We start from the raw sequence: 20,693 nt of genomic DNA on the forward strand, positions 1-20,693 counted from the left end.
CATGAATTTATTGTCAATTATTTTTACAATATGCATATGATAGAGTAACCAACCATTCATACGAAAAAAGCCAACACAATACAATATGTTGCAAAGTGAAAATGTGTGCAACAATGCATTGTGTTTCTTTCTTATCGACGGTTAAATGTTACTTCTATTACGTGAGTGGAAAAATTTTGTTTAGGATGCTCGGAGTATTGTATGAAAAACGTTATATATGTTTATGGGATGATTTTCGATGGACAGTTATTTTTCAAGTATTCTAGCTTGCACATTACAGAACAAAATTTCTAGCTTGCTGTTCATAGAGGAAGACAATTACAGTAAGGAGGGAAAGAAATGGGCGAAGAAAATCAACCAAATTATACGATTTCACAGGAAAACTGGTCCCTCCATCGCAAAGGATATGACGACCAACAACGCCATCAAGAAAAAGTGCAAGAGGCCATTAAAAATAATTTACCAGACCTTGTAACAGAAGAAAGTATAGTTATGTCTAATGGCAAGGATGTTGTAAAAATACCGATTCGTTCTTTAGATGAATATAAGATTAGATACAATTATGATAAAAATAAACATGTTGGGCAAGGAAACGGTGATAGTAAAGTTGGTGATGTCGTTGCGAGAGACGGATCAGGTGGTCAAAAACAAAAAGGACCAGGAAAAGGGCAAGGTGCAGGAGATTCAGCTGGGGAAGATTATTATGAAGCAGAAGTCTCAATTTTAGAATTAGAGCAAGCGTTTTTCAAAGAATTAGAGCTGCCTAATTTAAAGAGAAAAGAAATGGATGAAAACCGGATTGAGCATATTGAATTTAATGACATTAGAAAAACAGGATTATGGGGAAACATTGATAAGAAGCGAACGATGATATCTGCATATAAACGAAATGCAATGGGTGGTAAAGCATCCTTCCACCCGATTCACCAAGAAGATTTAAAGTTCCGTACTTGGAATGAAGTGTTAAAGCCAGATTCGAAAGCGGTTGTATTAGCGATGATGGATACGAGTGGATCGATGGGAATATGGGAGAAGTATATGGCACGTAGCTTCTTCTTTTGGATGACAAGATTTTTGCGCACAAAATATGAAACGGTAGATATTGAGTTTATTGCCCATCATACAGAGGCAAAAGTAGTTACAGAAGAAGAGTTCTTCTCAAAGGGAGAAAGTGGCGGAACGATCTGTTCTTCCGTATACAAAAAAGCACTTGAGGTAATCGATAATAAATATTCACCAGACCGCTATAATATTTATCCGTTCCATTTTTCAGACGGTGATAATTTAACTTCGGATAATGCTAGATGCGTAAAGCTTGTGGAAGAGTTAATGAAGAAGTGTAATATGTTTGGATATGGGGAAGTGAATCAGTACAACCGCCATAGTACGCTAATGTCCGCCTATAAAAATATTAAAGATGAGAATTTCAGATATTATATTTTAAAGCAAAAAGCAGACGTATTCCATGCGATGAAAAGCTTCTTTAAAGAAGAATCAGGTGAAAAAATGGCATAATCCCTTTTAAAGGGATTATTTTTTTGTAAACTTTTTATTTTTTTAATTGACATCGATAATGAAAATCATTATCATTTATTCAAGAAATGATTATATTTAGATTTATAGATTTCGGAGGAGATGTAAAGTTGAAAAAAACTAAAAGAAAACATATAAATGCAATGCTAGTGGCGGCAGCCTTATCGCTACCGTTTGCTGTTTATTCAACACCTGCTTTAGCGGCGGTAGCAATTGAGGTGAATAAAACTGGCCAGACTTTAGAAAATGGTACATATGATGCTGTTATTAAAGCATATAAAGATAAAACGAATGAAGAATCTATGGCAGCTGTTTATATAAAAAATCCGAAATTAACAATTGAGAATGGAAAGAAAATTGTAACGGCAACGTTAAGTGATAGTGATTTCTTCAAATATTTGAAAACAGAAGATATCCATACTCTTGGTGTGTTTCATGATGTAAAAGTAATATCAGAAGATAAAAAGAAAAATGGAACGAAAGTGATTCAGTTTGAAGTAGGGGAATTAGGAAAGAGGTATAATATGCAAATGCATATTTATATTCCGACAATGGCCTATGATAATAAGTATCAAGTGCAATTTGAAGTAAATGCATTGAATTTAGAAAACAATGTTCCAGAAGAACAAAAGGAAAATAAAGAGGATAAAGTGGATCAACAAGATGAAAGTGCAAATGTAATAGTAGATAAGCAATTACAAATGCATATTAATAAATATAACTTGAATAGAGAGAATCTAAATACGCCAATAACTAAGGAAGATTTATTAAAAGTTAAATCTTTAATAGTCGTTGAGGCAAAAAGTAAAGGAATAAAAGACGTAAGTGGTCTAGAATATATGACGAACTTAGAAAACTTAACATTGGAAGAAGTCAAGTTAGAAAATATACATTTTATCTCGAAGTTGAGACAGTTAAAATCAGTAAATATAACTTATAGCGAACTTCAAAATATTGAGCCTTTGGCTGAGTTAGAGAATATTGAGAATTTAAATTTAAGAAACAATAAAATCTCAGATTTGAGCCCATTGAGTCAAATGAAGAGAGTTAAAATGTTAGATTTAAATAGTAATTATATAAAAGATATAACACCATTGTTTACAGTAACGTCTTTAAGGACTTTGACTGTAGCAAATAATCAAATTAGTAATGCTAATCTTGCTGGGATTGAGCAATTGAAAAATGTGAGAAATTTATCTTTAAGTAACAATGGACTTACTAATATCGAGCATATTACCTCAATGAAAAAGTTAGTGGAGTTAGACCTTTCTAAAAATGAATTAAAAAACATCGAACCTTTATTAAGATTATCTACTGTACAATCACTTAATTTAGAGGAAAACTATATTTCAGATATAACACCAATTAGTCAATTAACAGGCTTGTATGATTTAAAGCTAGGTTCAAATGAAATTCGTGATGTTAGACCTGTTCAAGAGTTAGGAAAAAGAATGTATATCGATATTCAAAGACAAAAAATCTTTTTAGATGATGTAGAAAAAGGTAAGGAAGTTAAAATACCTATCTATAATTTACAAGGAGAACCAATCGAGACTATTCAATTGAAGAGTGAAGATGGAATAGTTAATAACGGTGCTATTAAATGGAGTACTTCCGGTGAAAAAATATACGAATTTATGTTGGACTTAAAACGAGAAGAGAATGGTATTAAATTTAATGGAACAGTAATTCAAAATGTTGTTGAAAGGTTAGATGAAATAAAGGAAACAATAAAAGAGGATAATGAAAAAAAGGAAAATGTAATTCTCGATAAAGCTTTACAACAACATATTAATAAAGAGAATTTAGGTAGAGAGAATTTAAACGATCCTATCACAAAAGAAGATTTATTACAGATCAAAAAATTAGAGGTACTTAAAGAAAAAGGAAAAGAGATAAAAAATCTAACTGGTTTAGAGTACATGAAGAACTTAGAAAACCTCACTTTAGAGGGAGTAGGACTGAAAAATATAGAGTTCATCTCAAACTTGAAACAATTGAACGATGTAAATGTGTCTCATAATCAAATTGAAGATATAACACCGTTATCTGTATTGAAAAATTTACAATGGTTAGATCTTACAGATAATCGTATTAAAGATGTAACGGTTCTTGGCTCAATGTTAGACTTACTTAGTTTAAAATTAGCTGAAAATGAGATTCGTGATGTAAGGCCATTAATACAATTAGGTCAGTGGGGGACAATTGATGTTAGAAGGCAAAAGGTTATTTTGGATGATGCAGAAATAAATAAAGAAGTGACAATTTCTGTATATGATTTAGAGGGAGAGCCAATTGAAAAGATTACACTAAAGAGTGAAGGTGGAACGCTTACCGATGAGGGAATCATTTGGAGTACTTTAGGAGAAAAAATATATGAATTTGATTTAGATGCAGATCATGATGAGACTGGCATATTATATAGTGGCATTGTAATTCAGAATATAGTAGAAAAATTAATACCGAAAGAAGAAGTAAAAGAACCGGTAAAAGAAGTTGAAGAAACAAAAGAAGAAGTAAAAGAACCGGTAAAAGAAGTTGAAGAAACAAAAGAAGAAGTGAAAGAACCAGTAAAAGAAGTTGAAGAAACAAAAGAAGAAGTGAAAGAACCGGTAAAAGAAGTTGAAGGCGTAAAAAAATCAGCAACAGGATTGGATCAAGAGCCAAAAGGGAATAATCAAGTTGTTGCAAACGAGGGAAGAAAAGCAGACACTTTAAATAAACAACATACTAATAAGCCAGAGGAAGGCAAGAAATCTTTACCATCAACAGGCGGTGAGGCTAGCACATCGACTTTATTTTCTGGAATAACACTTGTTCTTTCCGCACTAAGTATGTTCGTATTTAGAAAGAGATTATTTAAGAAGTAAATAACGTTTAATCTTATTATTATATATAATTAATTTTTACTTTTTTGAGAAGACATTATCATGGCAGTTTCATTAGAAACATGCATATGATAATGTCTTTTTTTACGAGAGAAGGGTATTACTGGGGATTTCTAAGTGTATTAGAAATGGAAGAAAGCAGATTATTGTCGGGAGATAAAGGTTGATTTGTTGACGATATGTACAAATTATAGGAAGAAATAATATGAAATATTGCATTTTATATTGCTATATCTAGATTTTATGTTAAATTCTTGGATGGAATATTAAAATAGGGGGCAAGGATATGAACAAGAAATCAAAGATCAATAAAGTGATGCTTAGCATTAGTACAATGGCTTTATCGTTAGGGGCACTTCAAACTCATGCAGCAGTGGAAGAAAAAATACCGTATAACGTGTTGAAAACGAAACCGGTTGGAATTGAAAAGCCGGTAGATGAAGTTGGACATATTTCAAAAGTTGATGAAACTTTATCATTTCAAGAACGTTTAAAAGTAGGAGACTTTTCACAGCGACCAGCAGCTATTATGAAGAGTTCAGAAGTAAAGCAAGTTAAAGAAAGCTATTCGATGGCTGATTTAAACAAAATGAATGATCAAGAATTAATTGAAACGTTAGGAAGTATTAAGTGGAATCAAATTACAGACTTGTTCCAGTTTAATGAAGACGCGAAAACTTTTTATCAGGACAAAGGAAAAATGCAAGTAATTATAGACGAATTAGCTCATAGAGGTAGTACATTTACGAAAGATGACTCGAAAGGGATTCAAACGTTTACTGAAGTATTACGTTCGGCGTTTTACCTTGCATTTTATAATAAAGAATTAAGCGCTTTAAATGAAAGAAGCTTCCAGGACAAATGTTTACCAGCGTTAAAAGCTATTGCAAAAAATCCAAACTTTAAGCTTGGAACAAATGAGCAAGATACAGTCGTATCTGCATACGGTAAATTAATTAGTAATGCATCAAGTGATGTTGAAACGGTGCAATACGCATCGAATATTTTAAAACAATATAATGATAATTTTAATACATATGTAGACGATCGTATGAAAGGACAAGCTGTGTACGATATGATGCAAGGCATTGATTATGATATACAGTCTTACTTAAATGAGGCTCGTAAAGAAGCGAATGAAACGATGTGGTATGGAAAAGTAGATGGGTTTATTAATGAAATAAATCGTATTGCTCTTCTAAATGAAGTAACGCCAGAAAATAAATGGCTCGTTAATAATGGAATTTATTTTGCTAGCCGTTTAGGAAAGTTTCATAGCAATCCAAATAAAGGATTAGAGGTTGTTACACAAGCAATGCATATGTATCCACGTTTAAGCGAACCGTATTTTGTTGCGGTAGAACAAATTACAACAAACTATAATGGGAAAGATTATAGCGGGAATACGGTAGATTTAGAGAAGATACGTAAAGAAGGCAAAGAGCAATACTTACCAAAAACGTATACATTCGACGATGGATCTATTGTGTTTAAAACTGGGGATAAAGTGTCAGAAGAAAAAATTAAGAGATTATATTGGGCTGCGAAGGAAGTAAAAGCGCAATATCACCGCGTAATCGGAAATGACAAAGCTTTAGAACAAGGTAATGCAGACGACGTATTAACGATAGTAATCTATAATACTCCAGATGAATATCAGTTAAATAGACAATTGTATGGATATGAAACAAACAACGGTGGAATTTATATTGAAGAGACAGGTACATTCTTTACATATGAGCGTACGCCAGAGCAAAGTATTTATAGTTTAGAAGAGTTATTCCGTCATGAGTTCACTCATTATCTTCAAGGGAGATATGAAGTTCCCGGTTTATTTGGAAGAGGAGATATGTATCAAAATGAAAGATTAACTTGGTTCCAAGAAGGGAATGCAGAATTTTTCGCAGGATCTACTCGTACAAATAATGTAGTACCGAGAAAGAGCATCATTAGCGGATTATCATCTGATCCTGCAAGCCGTTATACAGCAGAGCGTACACTATTTGCTAAATATGGTTCTTGGGATTTCTATAACTACTCGTTCGCATTGCAGTCTTACTTATATACGCATCAGTTTGAAACATTTGATAAAATTCAAGATTTAATTCGCGCGAATGACGTGAAAAGTTATGATGCATATCGTGAAAATCTAAGTAAAGACTCTAAGCTAAATAAAGAGTATCAAGAGTATATGCAGCAGCTAATTGATAATCAAGATAAGTATAATGTACCGGAAGTAGCAGATGATTATTTAGCTGAACATGCACCAAAATCGTTAACAGAAGTGAAGAAAGAAATTAGTGAGACGTTGTCTATGAAAGATGCAAAAATGACAAAACATGAGTCTCAATTCTTTAATACATTTACATTAGAAGGTACGTTTACAGGTGATGTAACAAAAGGTGAATCAGAAGACTGGAACGCAATGGGTAAAAGAGTAAATGAAGCTTTAGAACAATTGGCGCAAAAAGAATGGAGCGGCTACAAAACGGTTACAGCATATTTCGTCAATTACCGTGTGAATAGTTCCAATCAATTTGAATATGATGTAGTCTTCCATGGTATCGCAAAAGATGACGGAGAGAATAAAGCTCCGACAGTTCATATAAACGGTCCTTATAATGGGCTTGTAAAAGAAGGAATTCAATTCAAAAGTGATGGATCAAACGACGAAGATGGAAAAATCGTTTCTTATTCATGGGAGTTTGGAGACGGAAGAACAAGTACGGAAGTTAATCCAGTACATGCATATGAAAAAGAAGGAACTTATAAAGTAGCGTTAAGAGTAAAAGATGATAAAGGAAAAGAGAGTAGAAGTGAAACAACTGTTACGGTTAAAGATGGAAGTTTAACAGAATCTGAACCAAATAATCGTCCAGAGGAAGCAAATCGTATCGGACTAAACACTACTATAAAAGGTAGCCTTATCGGCGGGGATCACACCGATGTTTATACATTTAATGTAGCATCAGCGAAAGATATCGATATTTCTGTTTTAAATGAGTATGGAATTGGGATGACGTGGGTACTTCACCATGAATCAGATATGCAAAATTATGCTGCTTACGGTCAAGCTAATGGAAATCATATAGAAGCAAAATTAAATGCAAAACCAGGTAAGTATTACTTGTATGTATATAAATATGATAATGGCGATGGAACGTACTCATTATCACTAAAATAAGTACTCTTCCAATGTATGTTTAACTTTACTTTTTGTGGAAAATAGTATATTATATAGATATACAATATATCGGTTATTTACTAGGAGGAGCCTGTCACAATGGGTTTCTCCTGTTCTTTTTTAGAGACCTGTCTTACAGGTTTTTCTTTAAAAATTAAATAACTGAAAATTAAGATTAATAATCTTTGAAAGAGGTGAGGCATACACATAACAAAAAAGGGATTGTTTAAGAAAGGGGGATAAAAATGATGTTGTTCGGTTATCCACTTGAAACAATTTATTTATACGGATTTACAATTGCAACTATACTTACTGTTATTTATATCTTTTTTGGAGATATTTTTGAATCAATATTTAGTGTTGGGGGCGGATCTGTATCCGTTGTAACGTTGCTACTTAGTTTTTTCGCCATGTTATGTGGACTTAGTTATATAGGAGAATATTTATACGCCTATAACAGTCTCGTTATTTTCGGGGCTTCATTTGCTATATCTTTTATCGGTGTTTTCATAATGAAAATACTAATTTTAAAACCAATTGCAGAAGCAGAACAAAATACTGTCCAACGCATGGATGAATTTATAGGATGCAAGGGAGAAGTCATTACTACAATCCCTAGAGAAGGATTTGGAGAAGTGTTAATCTCCTCTCAATTTGGAAGTAATGCAATACCAGCGAAAACAATTGGAAAGAAAGATATTTCACAAGGAACCGAGGTCATTATTGAGGGAGTTCAAGATGGTGTTTTACTTGTACAAAACATCGCTTATTCTTTAAAAAAACCAAAATTATAAGGGGGAATTTACATGACGATTCCATTAATTATCGGTGGAGTTTTACTCGCAATTTTAATTCTACTTATTTTAGTATTCATTACGAAGTATCGAACAGTTGGCCCGGATGAAGCATTAATTGTGACAGGGAACTGGCTTGGTGGTGGAAAGAATGTTGTTACTACTGATGACGGGAAGAAGATTAAGATTATCCGCGGCGGTGGTACTTTCGTAGTTCCAATTATGCAAAGAGGAGAGCCTCTTAGCTTATTAAACTACAAATTAGAGGTTGGAACACGTGATACGTATACGAAACAAGGTGTACCGATTACAGTAAACGGTGTTTCTATTATTAAAGTAGGATCGACAATTGAAGAAGTATCTACAGCAGCTGAACAATATTTAGGAAAAGAAACGGAAGAATTAAAAATAGAAGCAAAAGAAGTGTTAGAAGGGCATCTACGTGCTATTTTATCTTCTATGACAGTAGAAGATGCTTATAGTAATAGAGAGCAATTCGCACAAAAGGTACATGAAGTAGCTTCTACTGATTTGAAGAAGATGGGTCTTCGCATCGTCTCCTTTACAATTAAAGAGATAATGGATAAAAATGGATATTTAGATGCGCTTGGTCAGCCACAAATTGCAATGGTTAAGCGTGATGCAACAGTTGCGAATGCAGAGCGTGAAAAAGAGGCACGAATTGAAAAAGCTCGTGCTGAGAAAGAAGCAAAAGAAGCAGAATATCAACGTGATGCACAAATCGCTGAAGCTGAAAAACATAAGGAATTAAAAGTACAATCTTATAAGAGGGACCAAGAACAAGCTCGTGCAGATGCGGATCTTTCTTACGAATTACAACAGGCGAAAGCGCAACAAGGTGTTACAGAAGAGCAAATGCGAGTTAAAATCATTGAGCGTGAGAAACAAATTGAATTAGAAGAAAAAGAGATTGCGCGTCGTGAAAAGCAATATGATGCAGAAGTGAAGAAAAAGGCAGATGCAGATCGCTATGCTGTTGAACAATCAGCAGAGGCTGAAAAAGTAAAACAAATGAAAAAGGCAGATGCAGATCAATATAAAATTGAAGCAGAAGCAAGAGCGCGTGCAGAAGAGGTACGTGTGGAAGGTTTAGCGAAAGCAGAAATTGAAAAAGCGCAAGGTCAAGCGAAAGCGGAAGTACAAAAGGCACAAGGTACAGCGGAAGCAGATGTTATCAGGTTAAAAGGTTTAGCAGAAGCAGAAGCGAAACAAAAAATTGCAGAGGCATTTGAATTATATGGTCAAGCGGCAATTATGGATATGGTTCTTAAAATGCTTCCAAGTTACGCGAAAGAAATTGCAAGTCCACTTAGCAATATTGATAAAATTACAGTTGTTGATACAGGCGGCGGTGGTAAGAATAGCGGTGCCGGGAAGGTTGCAGGATATGCGACTGATTTAATGGCAACAATGCAAGAAACGTTAAAAGCTTCTTCTGGCATTGATTTAAAAGAATTACTAGAAGGATTCGCTGGAAAAGGTGCCGTGCAACAACTATCAAATGATAAACCTGTAGCATCAGTAGTAGAAGGTGAGAAAAAAGAAGTGAAAAAAGATAAAGAATAGTAAGACGGAAAGAACCTCTAGTAAATGGCAGTAGAACTACAAGAAATGATTGATAAATTTAAAGTGTAATAACAATTATTAAGAAACGAGGTAGTAATTTTACTTCGTTTCTTTTTTTATAAAGATAAAGAAATATATAGTAACCGTGTTATGATTAAACGTGATAATAAAAAAACTGTATTTTCTTTAAATTCTATCTTTATTCATGTTAGGGGAATGGTTTTGACATTTAAAAAATTAAAGCTACAACCGAGAATTACATTAACTATTAGTACACTTATTCTTGTTGTACTGCTGTTAACAAGTTATTTATTTTACTATATATTATCTGAAACGGTAGAGGAACAAATTGGAAAAAGGGCGTTGCATGTTGCAAAAACAGTTGCTGCTATACCGGAAATCGGGGAAGCTTTTCAAAAAGAAAATCCAGCTTCCATTATTCAGCCAATTGCAGAAAAAATTCGAATCGAAACAGATGCCGACTTTATTGTAGTTGGAAATAAAGATGGTATTCGTTACGCACATCCTATGCGGGATAAAATAGGAGAGAGAATGGTTGGTGGAGATAACAAAGGGGTTCTATTAGAGGGGAAGTCTTACGTTTCGGAAGCAACGGGATCATTAGGGCCTTCATTACGAGGAAAAGCCCCAATTCGTAATCAGGATAATGAAATTATTGGCGTAGTTTCTGTTGGATTTTCAATGGATGATATTCATGGAGCGATAGAAGTATATGGAAAGCGTGTGTTTTGGATTACAATAATAGGTCTGTTAATTGGGATAATTGGCTCTATATATTTAGCAAGAAGTATAAAACGAATGATGTTTGGAATGGAGCCAGAGGAAATTTCATCTTTATATGAGGAGCATAGTACAGTTATTCAATCCGTACGTGAAGGGATTGTAGTAATCGATAAAAATGGAATGGTTAGTTTAGTAAACCAAGCAGCACATGACATTCTTTCTTTAGATAAACAACAAAATATAATGGGAGAATTTATTTTAAATGTTATTCCTAACTCATCGATACTGGATGTACTTCAAACTGGCGAAGAACAATTTGATCGTCAATTAAATATAAAGGGACAGGATGTTATTGCCAATCGCCTACCTATTAAAGTTAATAATAAAGTAACTGGTGTAGTATCCAGCTTGCGCTTGAAATCTGAGATGGATCAATTAACAGCGGAATTATCTCAAACACGGCAGTATACAGAGGCATTACGGGCGCAAACGCACGAATATAACAATTTATTGTATACGCTTTCGGGTCTTATTCAATTAGAGTCTTATGAAGATGCTTTAGAGCTTATTCATAAGGAAACGGCAGTATATCAAGAGTTCGTTCAATTTATTATGAAAAGAATTCGAAATCCGTGGTTAGGTGGGATTTTAATTGGATTTTATAATAGGGCACGAGAGTTGAAGATTGATTTTACGCTAGATCGAGAAAGTAGTTTAGAAAATTTAAGTCCACATATTGAGAGTAATTACGTTGTTTCTATTTTAGGGAATTTGATCACGAATGCATTTGAAGCAATTGAAAGAAATCAAGATTATGATAAGAAAGTAAGAATGTTTGTAACAGACATTGGGGAAGAAATATTAATTGAAGTAGAAGATTCAGGACAAGGTGTTCATGATGAAATAATTACAAGCATATTCTATAAAGGTTTTTCGACGAAAGTGGGCGGAAAACGTGGATATGGATTAGCAAAAGTGAAAGAGTTAGTAGAAGATTTAAATGGGAGTATTGCGATTGAAAAAGGGGATTTAGGTGGTGCTTTATTTATCATTGCATTACCGAAAGAGAGAGGCGAATTGTAATGAATGAGGGGATTGAAGTATTGATTGTAGAAGATGATATTCGGATTGCGGAAATTCATCGTCGCTTTACTGAAAAAATTGAGGGATTTAAAGTAATTGGAACAGCAACGACTGGAGAACAGGCGAAGGAATGGTTAGAATTTGTAAAGCCGCAGCTCGTTTTATTAGATGTATATTTACCTGATATGCAAGGGACTGAACTTGTCACATATATTAGGCATAATTTGCATGATACAGACATTATTATGATTACAGCTGCGTCAGAAACAGATGTCGTACGTCATGCTTTACGTGGAGGAGTAACAGATTATATCGTAAAGCCACTTATGTTTGATCGATTTAAAACAAGTTTAGAAAATTATCAAAAGAAGATTATGCAGTTAAAGAGAAATGACCAATTATCACCAGAACAAATTGAACATCTCTGGTCCCAAAGGGGGGGGAAGGGCAACTCAATCGAATACGCCCCAAAAGGAATAGATCCTTTAACTTTAGCAAAAATAAAAAAGCATATGTTAACAGTTAATGAAGAAGGTATTACCGCAGAAGTGTTAAGCTCAATGGTCGGAGTGAGCCGATCAACAGCGAGGCGATATTTAGAGTATTTAATATCTGGAAAGAAAGTACATGCAGAGCTTATATATGGAAGTGTAGGGAGACCAGAGAGAAGGTATTTTCTTGTTTCTTCATAACAAAAAACAGTAGAGGATTGCATTTTCTCTACTGTTTTTTGCTTCTTATATTGGAATAATCCCAATTACAATTCCAGTAATCAACATCACCATTGTAGTTCCAACAGCCCATAATAAAGTAAAGCGTTGGTGTTCACCAAAATCAACTTTTGCCATTCCGACTAATAAATAAGTGGAAGCAACGAGTGGGCTTAATAAATGAACGGGTTGACCGAGCAAGGAAGCACGTCCCATTTCAGCTGCGCTAACTCCGTAAGCAGCAGCCGCTTTTGTTAAAATAGGTAATACACCGAAGTAAAAAGCATCGTTGGACATGAAAAATGTAAACGGCATACTTAGAAGAGCTGTAATAATTGGAAGCTGGGGTCCAAGTGCATCTGGTATGAGAGTAACTACACTTTGAGCCATCGCATCTACCATTTTTGTTCCAGATAGAATACCTGTGAAGATTCCAGCAGCAAATACGAGAGAAACAACCGCTAAGACGTTTCCAGCATGAGAAGCAATACGTTCTTTCTGTTGTTCTAAGTTCGGATAGTTAATCATAACAGCAATAGCAAAAGCGACTGTAAATAAAACAGGTAACGGCATAACTTCTAGTATGAGACAGACGAGAAGAGCGACGGTTAATAAAAAGTTAATCCATAGCAGTTTAGGGCGTTTATGCACGGCAGCTTCTACTGTGGCAGCTTGCTCATCCATTGTTTGCATTTGTTTTAAATATTGTACATCCATAATGCCTAAACGTTTTCTTTCTTTTTTTCCAAGATAGTAGGCAACGAAAACTACCCAAATTGCACCAGCAATCATTCCTGGTATAAGTGGTGTAAAGAGCTCTGATGCATCTAGTCCAAGTGCACTCATAACTCGAGCAGTTGGTCCACCCCAAGGTGTAAGATTTGTCACACCTGCCCCTAACATAACAACCCCAGCTAATATAAGTGGATTCATTCCGAGACGTTTATATAATGGGTACATTGCGGAAACAGTAATCATATACGTTGTTGTTCCGTCCCCATCTAATGAAACGATAATAGTAAGAATAGCTGTACCAACAACAATTTTTAAAGGATCCCCTTTTACAAATTTTAATATTTTACTAATGACAGGATCGAATAAACCGCTATCAATCATAATTCCAAAATATAAAATGGCAAACATAAGCATAATACCGGTAGGTGCTAATTTTTGAATACCCTCTAACATCATAGGACCCATGTCTGCATAAAAGCCGCCAATTAATGCGAAAGTAATTGGAATTAATATTAATGCTACTAATGCTGACATACGTTTCGTCATAATTAAAAACATAAAGACAAATACCATTGCAAATCCAAGTAGAGCTAACATTTGATCTCCCCCTCAAAAAAATGATTACGCTTTCAAAATAAATCAAAAATTCAGAATAAGGTTTTTTGTTTATCATAAAAGCATCTATTCAAATGGTAAATAATTTGAAAAATAACACCATTAGAAGCATAATTTTTATTTTGGTCATATTGTTCACGAAGGTAATTTTGAATTTTTAAAAATATGATTTACTTCTAACAAGAATGATAGAATAAGGTGAAAATAGTGAAGTGCGAAGTAGGGAGTAGATTTTGAATGGAAACGAGAATAGAAGAAGTTTATAGTTCTTATGAGGGGAAAATAGAAGAGATTTTTGTTAATGAATCTTCTTACGTATATGAGTGGGAAAAATTAATGATGATTCGAAAAAATAACGGTGAGCTTGAAAAAGTCGCGGTCGGTATCAGTGGAAATATAAGATTAGTAAATGTAGAAGTTGGGCAGAAAATTAATACAGATACATTATTAGTTAAGTTAGAAGATGATTTATTAATTACAGGCTGTGAATGATGAGAGATGTGTAGAAATAGCTACACATCTTTTTTGTTTCCTATATTACAAAAAGCACATTGTTTTTTCACAAATCCCACACAAGTTTTTGATATTCTCCTTGTGGAGTATACGGTTTTTAGGGAGGAATAGTGATGAGAATAAAGTATGTTGTGCTTGCTATATGTTTATGTTTCTTATTTACGATAGTGGGATGTGGGAAAAAGGAAACAACAGCTGTGGCAATTGATGAGAAACATGATAAGTGTGATATTTGCCAAATTGGGGTAACGGATAATCAATTTGCAACAGAAATCATTTTAGAAAATGGAAAAGCTTTAAAGTTTGATGATATTGGTTGTATGTATAAATGGATGGAGATTAATTCAGGTGAAAAGACGAAAGAAAAATTTGTTCGAGATTATGATTCGAAAGATTGGATTTCGTTAGAAGATGCCACTTACGTATATGATAAAACAATAACGACACCAATGGCTTATAATGTAATTTCTTTTAAAAATAAAAAAGATGCAGAGAGTTTTGTATCTAACTATAAGGGGAAAGTTCTTTCGTATAAAGAGCTAACAGAGCATAAATGGGAAATGAATAAAGAGATGATGGGGAAACCGAAAACAGGGAATCACGGTGGGCATCATTAATAATAGAAAAAGACAACTATATAGTTGTCTTTTTCTATTATTAATGAGATGAAAATAAGAGGATAAAAGGTGTAAAATATTTAAAAGAACGGTTACAATGGAATATAGTAACCTAAAGCAATCATTTATGTACTTTTTAGAAATGTATACAAATGCGGTAAAAACGTGCTAAACTAATTGCTTCGCTAATATAGGTTGAGAAACATCGATATAAGTTTAGGATAATCCGATTAAAGAAGGAATCTAAAGGGCTTATGGATAAATGTACTCAAGAAGAATTTTTGTATGTGATGGAGGAATGGTTAAGAAAACATTATCTTTCATAGGAGCTGTAGTTGTGAGAAAACAAAAAATTTTATTATGTATGTTATTAGGACTTTTAATGACGGTAGTGGCTTGCGATAAGCAAGAAGAGTCAGAATCAAAACCGGTTCATGTGAAAAACGAAAAGAAAAAAGAAAAGCATAAAGAACAGGAAGAATTTAAAGAAGAAAAAAGTATAAATTTAATGGACAAACAGTTGCTACTTTCTGCGACACTTGGAGATACAGAAACAGCTATGAAGCTGATCCAAGATGGAGCGAATATCAATGTAGAAGGTGACAACGGAGAAACGCCTGTCCTTGCAGCGACGTATCAAAATCATGTAGAAACAGTTAAAGCATTAATTGGTGCAGGTGCTAATATTGAAATTAAAGATGAGAAACAAAGCAATCCACTTCTTTATGCAAGTAGAGAAGGATATACGGATATTGTAAAAGTATTAATTAATGCAGGAGTTAATACGAAAGAAACGACTAAGTCAGGTGGAACAGCACTTATTTCTGCATCTGAGCGTGGCCATGTAGAGGTTGTTAAAGAATTATTAGAGCATACAGATATTGATGTGAATTATAAGAATGAACGTGGTGGAACAGCTTTATTAGAAGCAATTGTATTAGGAAATGGTAGTGAAAGTCATAAGAAAGTAATTCAAATGCTTATTGACCACGGGGCAGATGTAAATATGGCCAATAAGGAAAATATTACGCCGCTGCAATATGCTGAAAAAAGAGATTTTAAAGATATTACGAATATGTTGAGGATAGCTGGAGCGAATGAAGTAGTACAGCCGCAACCACAACTGGCGGAATAACAAGTACGAAATAATCCCATTTAGATAGACAGAATGAAGAAGTCATTTTAGTATGATGGATTCAGTAATGTGTATTTAAATGGGATTTTTGTTTTGAAAAAATGGATGGATGCTATATCGAGGAGGCTACAAATGAAATTTTCAGAACTTGAGTTAATAGCAATTCAAGCAGAGGTTTTATTTGTTCATAATCAAGTAGGAAGAATAAAGTGTGTAAATGAAAATGGAAATCTGAAAGCACCACGTTTTTTTCTGAGCAGAACTCGTGAAGGGAATATAACGAGATATCATTATAAACTGCATGATGAAATGGTAAGTAAGATCGAGAAATTAATTCGAGAACATCCAAAACATATAGAGATAGCAAAAATCATTAAAGTATTAAATGAAGAGAGAACGGTGGAGAATATTTGGGTGGGTCCTGCTTACATGTTTCCAAATAATTTAAATAAACCAACTAGAACAATACAAATAACAGAGAAGAATAAAGAGCTTTTGCGAGAAAATTTTCCTAATCTAATAGAACAGATGGAATGGAGGCAACCTTATTTTGCAATTGTAAAAAATGAAAAGGTAGTTTCTATATGTTGCAGTGCCAGAAGTACGCCCATAGCTGCTGAGGCAAGTGTGGAAACTTTAGCGGAGTTTCAAGGGAATGGATATGGTGTTGATGTCGTTACAGCCTGGGCAATATCAATACAAGAAGAAAAGCGCATTCCGCTTTATAGCACTTCTTGGGATAACTTTGCTTCGCAAGCAGTGGCAAGAAAACTAAAACTCATTAATTATGGCATGAACTTACATATGGAGTGAATTTTAAACATCGTTGTATTTCGTTTGGTTATATTCGTATATATAGATTAATGTAAATGATGATATGGTGAATATTTACGTTTGATTAACACCTAATTAACAATTTATCAAAACTGACTTAATAAATGCGTAATATAGTAAAGATAACAAAATAACTAGGGTAGAGAACATTTGGGAACACCCGCTTACATATAACGTGCCACTTTCTTAGGTGTGCTCTATTCCCTAGAGTTCAAATAAGGAGAAAGGTGTTCTATGTAAGTAGGTGTTTTTAGTTTGGATAAAAATAGAAAAGCTAGGTGGAATAAATGTTTAAAGAACCTTATATTGCGATGATAAAGGATTCGAAAGGGTATAAAGCATACAAAAAATTACCGAAAACAGTTTTTCTTATGACGGGTTCAATGCTGGAGTTACCAGAGCGTGTATATGAATTACAGAAACATGGACATGATGTATTTCTTCATTGTGATTTTATACAAGGTTTAAATACGAATGCAGAAGAAGCTCTTTTGTATATTCAAGATGTTATCGGAGCACAAGGTATTATTTCAACAAAGGGATCGACAATTCGAAATGCCAATAAAATTGGATTAAAAACGATTCAACGTATTTTTATTGTCGATACTTTATCTTTTACAAAATCAATTGAAAATTGTAAAACGACTAAACCAAATGCGGTAGAGATTATGCCTGGAATTATGCCTTCTATCATTAAACAGCTAGCAGGGGAAATAGAATTTCCTATTATTGCAGGTGGATTGATTCAAACGCGGGAAGATGCGGAAATTGCCATTCGTGCAGGAGCAAGTGCGATTTCAACGAGTCATTATGAAGTATGGATACAAGAAGAAAAAAGGAGTGCAACCTTGTGATCGAATTGAAAGATATTTCAAAGGTATATAAAAATGCGGAAGAGACAGCGGTTAAAGACGTATCGGTTCATATTAAGAAGGGAGAATTTTTTGTTTTAGTTGGACCTTCGGGATGTGGAAAAAGTACATTACTACGAATGATCGCTGGCTTAGAAGAAATTTCTTCGGGAGATTTAATGATTAATGAACGTGTTGCAAATGATTTGGAGCCGAAAGACCGTAATCTATCAATGGTATTTCAAAATTATGCATTATATCCACACCTAACTGTAGAAGAAAATATTTTATTTGGACTCAAGGTAAGGAAAGTACAAAAAGAAGAGCGACAAAAACGATTAATGGAAGCTATTAAAATGGTAGGACTGAAAGAGTATGTGAAAATGAAACCGGGCCAATTATCAGGCGGACAAAGACAGCGTGTTGCGCTTGCCAGGGCGATCGTGAGTCAAGCACCGATTTGTTTAATGGATGAACCACTTTCAAATTTAGATGCGAAATTACGTGCGCAAATGAGGATTGAAATTAGAGAAATTCAGCAACGACTAGGAATTACGATGATTTACGTTACTCACGATCAAATAGAAGCGATGACTATGGGAGATCGTATCATGGTCTTAAATAAAGGAAGTATACAGCAAGTTGGAACACCGCTTGATATATATAACGAACCAGCAAACGAATTTGTTGCAAGTTTTATAGGTTCTCCTTCTATGAATATAAATGATGGAGAAGTGGATAAAGAAAAAGGCGTATTACATATAGGGCAATTACAAATTCCATTATCTATTGGACAGTTAAAGCAATTACCAAAAGGAACAATTCGAGTAGGCATGCGTCCTGAGCATATTGCATTGTCTGAGGAAGGACAAGAAGTTACGCTACAATCTATAGAAGTATTAGGAAATGAATCTATATTAAACTTTGCGGTAAATGGTGCAACTTGGAGTGCGAAAGTTATCGGGCAGTTACCTCTGAACAAAGGTGACAAAGTAAAATTATTATTCTCACAAGATAAACTATGCTTCTTTCACCAAAATACGAATGAACGATTAAAAGTGATGGCTGAAGAAGAGTTGAAAGTGGTGGCGAAATAATGATTGAAGTAAGTAAGTTACCAGTTCAAACAACAGTGTCAAAAAAGAAGAGTTTATGGGGCAGAACGAAAGATTTAAGAATAGGATTATTGTTTTTGGCGCCATCTATTTTACTATTTTCGATTTTTCTTTTCTATCCATTGTTTAGGACGATTTATTATAGCTTTTATTTAACAGATATACATGGAGAAGCTAATCTTTTCGTGGGCTTAGAAAATTATCAATATTTATTTTCTGATCCTGCTTTCTACAAAAGTATAAAGTCAACGTTATTATTTGTTTTATATACAGTGCCTACTAGTATTATATTCGCCTTATTTCTTGCATTACTTGCAAATGAAAAAGTAAGAGGTATTGCATTATTTCGAGTCCTGTTTTCTTCAACAATGGGCATATCAGTAGCTGCTAGTGCAGTGATTTGGCTATTTTTATTTCATCCAAGCGTAGGGCTATTTAATAATATATTGGCCGCTATGAATCTTCCTGCAATCGCATGGTTAACGAGTCCAGAATGGGCACTGTTTTCTGTATCGGTTACAACAGTTTGGGTGAATACAGGATTTGCATTTTTAGTTATATTAGGCGGTTTACAAAATATTGATACGTCTTTATATGAGAGTGCATCTATAGACGGTGCTAGCTATTTATATAAGCTTCGCCGCGTTACATTACCGATGCTATCACCAACTTTATTTTTTATTGTGACAGTAACGTTAATTAGTGCGTTCCAAAGCTTTGGACAAATTGATATTTTAACGCACGGTGGACCAAATGATGCAACGAATTTAATTGTGTACTCGATTTATAAAGAGGCATTTGTAAATCATCAATTTGGAACAGCAAGTGCACAAGCGATGGTATTATTTGTTTTCATTTTCATTGCTACATTACTTCAATTCAAGTTTGCTGAGAGAAAGGTGCATTATAAATGATCGTTAAACAGTGGAAACAAAATTTCCTATTATACATGCTGCTCATTATTAGTGCAGTAATGGTGTTTTTTCCTGTCCTGTATGCGTTTGTAATAAGCTTTATGACACCAGATGATATTCAAATGAGAAGGATATTTCCAACTCAATTTACTTTTGATAATTTCATTAATATTTTTCAAAAAGTACCGCTTTTTACATACTTATATAACAGTTTAATTGTATCGACAGTTGTTATGATTGGACAACTTATTGTGTCAAGCTTAGCGGCTTATGCTTTTGTTTTTCTCCAGTTTAAAGGAAGAAACGTAATTTTCTTCTTGTTTATTTCAACGATGCTTATTCCGTGGGAAGCAACGATGGTACCGAACTTTTTAACGATTCAAAACTTCGGGTGGATTAATAGCTTTGCTGGGATGACAGTACCATTTTTTGCAACAGCTTTCGGTATTTTCTTACTACGTCAACATTTTATGACGCTTCCGAATGAATTGAAAGAAGCTGCTTTTATTGAAGGGATTGGAAATATAAGGTTTTTATTCAGAGTTGTAATTCCGTATTGTAAAACGAGTTTTATTACGCTTGGAGTATATAGCTTTTTAACAACATGGAATATGTACTTGTGGCCGCTCTTAGTGACCACTGATGAAAGAGTAAGAACAGTTCAAATTGGTGTGAAGCAGCTTCAATCTCAAGAGGTTGCAACTGATTGGGGCAGTGTAATGGCCGGTGTTACGGTTATCGTCATTCCAACGTTGATTTTACTATTTTTAGGGCAAAAGCAATTACAACAAGGATTAACAAAAGGTGCAATTAAATAAGCATACATAGGAAAAGGTGGAAT

16 protein-coding genes are annotated in these 20,693 nt (G+C 34.1%); 15 read left to right on the forward strand and 1 reads right to left on the reverse strand.

Going from position 1 to position 20,693, the window contains the following annotated elements; genetic code table 11:
- Positions 1–339: 339 nt before the first annotated feature.
- The 7 genes from yhbH to BAU27_RS23645 all read left to right on the forward strand — a co-directional run bounded on the left by yhbH (position 340) and on the right by BAU27_RS23645 (position 12,505).
- Positions 340–1,515, forward strand: a complete 1,176-nt coding sequence (yhbH, locus tag BAU27_RS23615) for a sporulation protein YhbH (RefSeq protein ID WP_071743849.1) — start codon at positions 340–342, stop codon at positions 1,513–1,515.
- 128 nt (positions 1,516–1,643) lie between these two features.
- The gene (locus BAU27_RS23620; protein ID WP_071772133.1) at positions 1,644–4,403 is read left to right on the forward strand and encodes an NEAT domain-containing protein; all 2,760 of its coding nucleotides are present in this window, start codon (positions 1,644–1,646) and stop codon (positions 4,401–4,403) included.
- Positions 4,404–4,707: 304 nt separating this feature from the next.
- Entirely contained in the window at positions 4,708–7,605 is a 2,898-nt protein-coding gene (gene colA, locus BAU27_RS23625) for a collagenase ColA (protein WP_071772134.1), read from the forward strand.
- A 245-nt stretch (positions 7,606–7,850) separates the two neighbouring features.
- Positions 7,851–8,399: an NfeD family protein gene (locus tag BAU27_RS23630; protein ID WP_071772135.1), complete on the forward strand. Its 549-nt coding sequence runs from the start codon at positions 7,851–7,853 to the stop codon at positions 8,397–8,399.
- Between the two features lie 12 nt (positions 8,400–8,411).
- Entirely contained in the window at positions 8,412–9,986 is a 1,575-nt protein-coding gene (locus BAU27_RS23635) for a flotillin lipid rafts scaffold protein FloT (RefSeq protein WP_071772136.1), read from the forward strand.
- A gap of 216 nt (positions 9,987–10,202) precedes the next feature.
- The gene (locus tag BAU27_RS23640) at positions 10,203–11,813 is read left to right on the forward strand and encodes an ATP-binding protein (RefSeq protein ID WP_071772137.1); all 1,611 of its coding nucleotides are present in this window, start codon (positions 10,203–10,205) and stop codon (positions 11,811–11,813) included.
- Positions 11,813–12,505, forward strand: a complete 693-nt coding sequence (locus BAU27_RS23645) for a response regulator (protein ID WP_071772138.1) — start codon at positions 11,813–11,815, stop codon at positions 12,503–12,505. Before BAU27_RS23640 ends, BAU27_RS23645 begins: the two co-directional genes overlap by 1 nt.
- Positions 12,506–12,550: 45 nt before the next feature.
- Here BAU27_RS23645 and BAU27_RS23650 read toward each other — a convergent pair whose 3' ends face one another.
- Positions 12,551–13,855, reverse strand: a complete 1,305-nt coding sequence (locus BAU27_RS23650; protein ID WP_071743843.1) for a CitMHS family transporter — start codon at positions 13,853–13,855, stop codon at positions 12,551–12,553.
- Between the two features lie 255 nt (positions 13,856–14,110).
- Here BAU27_RS23650 and BAU27_RS23655 point away from each other — a divergent pair, with 255 nt between their 5' ends.
- The 8 genes from BAU27_RS23655 to BAU27_RS23690 all read left to right on the forward strand — a co-directional run bounded on the left by BAU27_RS23655 (position 14,111) and on the right by BAU27_RS23690 (position 20,670).
- The gene (locus BAU27_RS23655) at positions 14,111–14,365 is read left to right on the forward strand and encodes a hypothetical protein (RefSeq protein WP_071743842.1); all 255 of its coding nucleotides are present in this window, start codon (positions 14,111–14,113) and stop codon (positions 14,363–14,365) included.
- A gap of 134 nt (positions 14,366–14,499) precedes the next feature.
- Positions 14,500–15,003 (forward strand): nitrous oxide reductase accessory protein NosL, encoded by a 504-nt coding sequence (locus BAU27_RS23660; protein ID WP_071772139.1) that lies wholly within the window; start codon positions 14,500–14,502, stop codon positions 15,001–15,003.
- A 262-nt stretch (positions 15,004–15,265) separates the two neighbouring features.
- On the forward strand, positions 15,266–16,138 hold the full coding sequence (locus tag BAU27_RS23665) for an ankyrin repeat domain-containing protein (RefSeq protein ID WP_139254680.1): 873 nt from the start codon (positions 15,266–15,268) through the stop codon (positions 16,136–16,138).
- 132 nt (positions 16,139–16,270) lie between these two features.
- On the forward strand, positions 16,271–16,951 hold the full coding sequence (locus BAU27_RS23670; protein ID WP_071772140.1) for a GNAT family protein: 681 nt from the start codon (positions 16,271–16,273) through the stop codon (positions 16,949–16,951).
- Positions 16,952–17,259: 308 nt separating this feature from the next.
- Positions 17,260–17,826 (forward strand): glycerol-3-phosphate responsive antiterminator, encoded by a 567-nt coding sequence (locus BAU27_RS23675; protein ID WP_071772141.1) that lies wholly within the window; start codon positions 17,260–17,262, stop codon positions 17,824–17,826.
- Positions 17,823–18,920, forward strand: coding sequence for an ABC transporter ATP-binding protein (locus BAU27_RS23680; RefSeq protein ID WP_071772142.1), 1,098 nt, complete (start codon positions 17,823–17,825; stop codon positions 18,918–18,920). Before BAU27_RS23675 ends, BAU27_RS23680 begins: the two co-directional genes overlap by 4 nt.
- Positions 18,920–19,852: a carbohydrate ABC transporter permease gene (locus tag BAU27_RS23685; protein ID WP_071772143.1), complete on the forward strand. Its 933-nt coding sequence runs from the start codon at positions 18,920–18,922 to the stop codon at positions 19,850–19,852. The genes BAU27_RS23680 and BAU27_RS23685 overlap by 1 nt, the downstream gene beginning before the upstream one ends.
- On the forward strand, positions 19,849–20,670 hold the full coding sequence (locus BAU27_RS23690) for a carbohydrate ABC transporter permease (protein ID WP_071772144.1): 822 nt from the start codon (positions 19,849–19,851) through the stop codon (positions 20,668–20,670). Before BAU27_RS23685 ends, BAU27_RS23690 begins: the two co-directional genes overlap by 4 nt.
- Positions 20,671–20,693: the final 23 nt, after the last annotated feature.

Origin of the sequence: Bacillus sp. NH11B (assembly GCF_001884205.1) — a bacterium.
Lineage (GTDB): Bacteria > Bacillota > Bacilli > Bacillales > Bacillaceae_G > Bacillus_A > Bacillus_A proteolyticus.

Excerpts from the sequence above, each read along its gene's own strand:
- BAU27_RS23645 (WP_071772138.1), top strand. The coding sequence starts at position 11,813 with ATGAATGAGGGGATTGAAGTATTGATTGTAGAAGATGATATTCGGATT.
- BAU27_RS23660 (WP_071772139.1), top strand. The coding sequence starts at position 14,500 with ATGAGAATAAAGTATGTTGTGCTTGCTATATGTTTATGTTTCTTATTT.
- BAU27_RS23665 (WP_139254680.1), top strand. The coding sequence starts at position 15,266 with ATGTACTCAAGAAGAATTTTTGTATGTGATGGAGGAATGGTTAAGAAA.
- BAU27_RS23655 (WP_071743842.1), top strand. The coding sequence starts at position 14,111 with ATGGAAACGAGAATAGAAGAAGTTTATAGTTCTTATGAGGGGAAAATA.
- BAU27_RS23650 (WP_071743843.1), bottom strand. The coding sequence starts at position 13,855 with ATGTTAGCTCTACTTGGATTTGCAATGGTATTTGTCTTTATGTTTTTA.
- BAU27_RS23670 (WP_071772140.1), top strand. The coding sequence starts at position 16,271 with ATGAAATTTTCAGAACTTGAGTTAATAGCAATTCAAGCAGAGGTTTTA.
- BAU27_RS23690 (WP_071772144.1), top strand. The coding sequence starts at position 19,849 with ATGATCGTTAAACAGTGGAAACAAAATTTCCTATTATACATGCTGCTC.
- BAU27_RS23675 (WP_071772141.1), top strand. The coding sequence starts at position 17,260 with ATGTTTAAAGAACCTTATATTGCGATGATAAAGGATTCGAAAGGGTAT.
- BAU27_RS23635 (WP_071772136.1), top strand. The coding sequence starts at position 8,412 with ATGACGATTCCATTAATTATCGGTGGAGTTTTACTCGCAATTTTAATT.
- BAU27_RS23630 (WP_071772135.1), top strand. The coding sequence starts at position 7,851 with ATGATGTTGTTCGGTTATCCACTTGAAACAATTTATTTATACGGATTT.
- BAU27_RS23640 (WP_071772137.1), top strand. The coding sequence starts at position 10,203 with ATGGTTTTGACATTTAAAAAATTAAAGCTACAACCGAGAATTACATTA.
- BAU27_RS23685 (WP_071772143.1), top strand. The coding sequence starts at position 18,920 with ATGATTGAAGTAAGTAAGTTACCAGTTCAAACAACAGTGTCAAAAAAG.
- colA (WP_071772134.1), top strand. The coding sequence starts at position 4,708 with ATGAACAAGAAATCAAAGATCAATAAAGTGATGCTTAGCATTAGTACA.
- yhbH (WP_071743849.1), top strand. The coding sequence starts at position 340 with ATGGGCGAAGAAAATCAACCAAATTATACGATTTCACAGGAAAACTGG.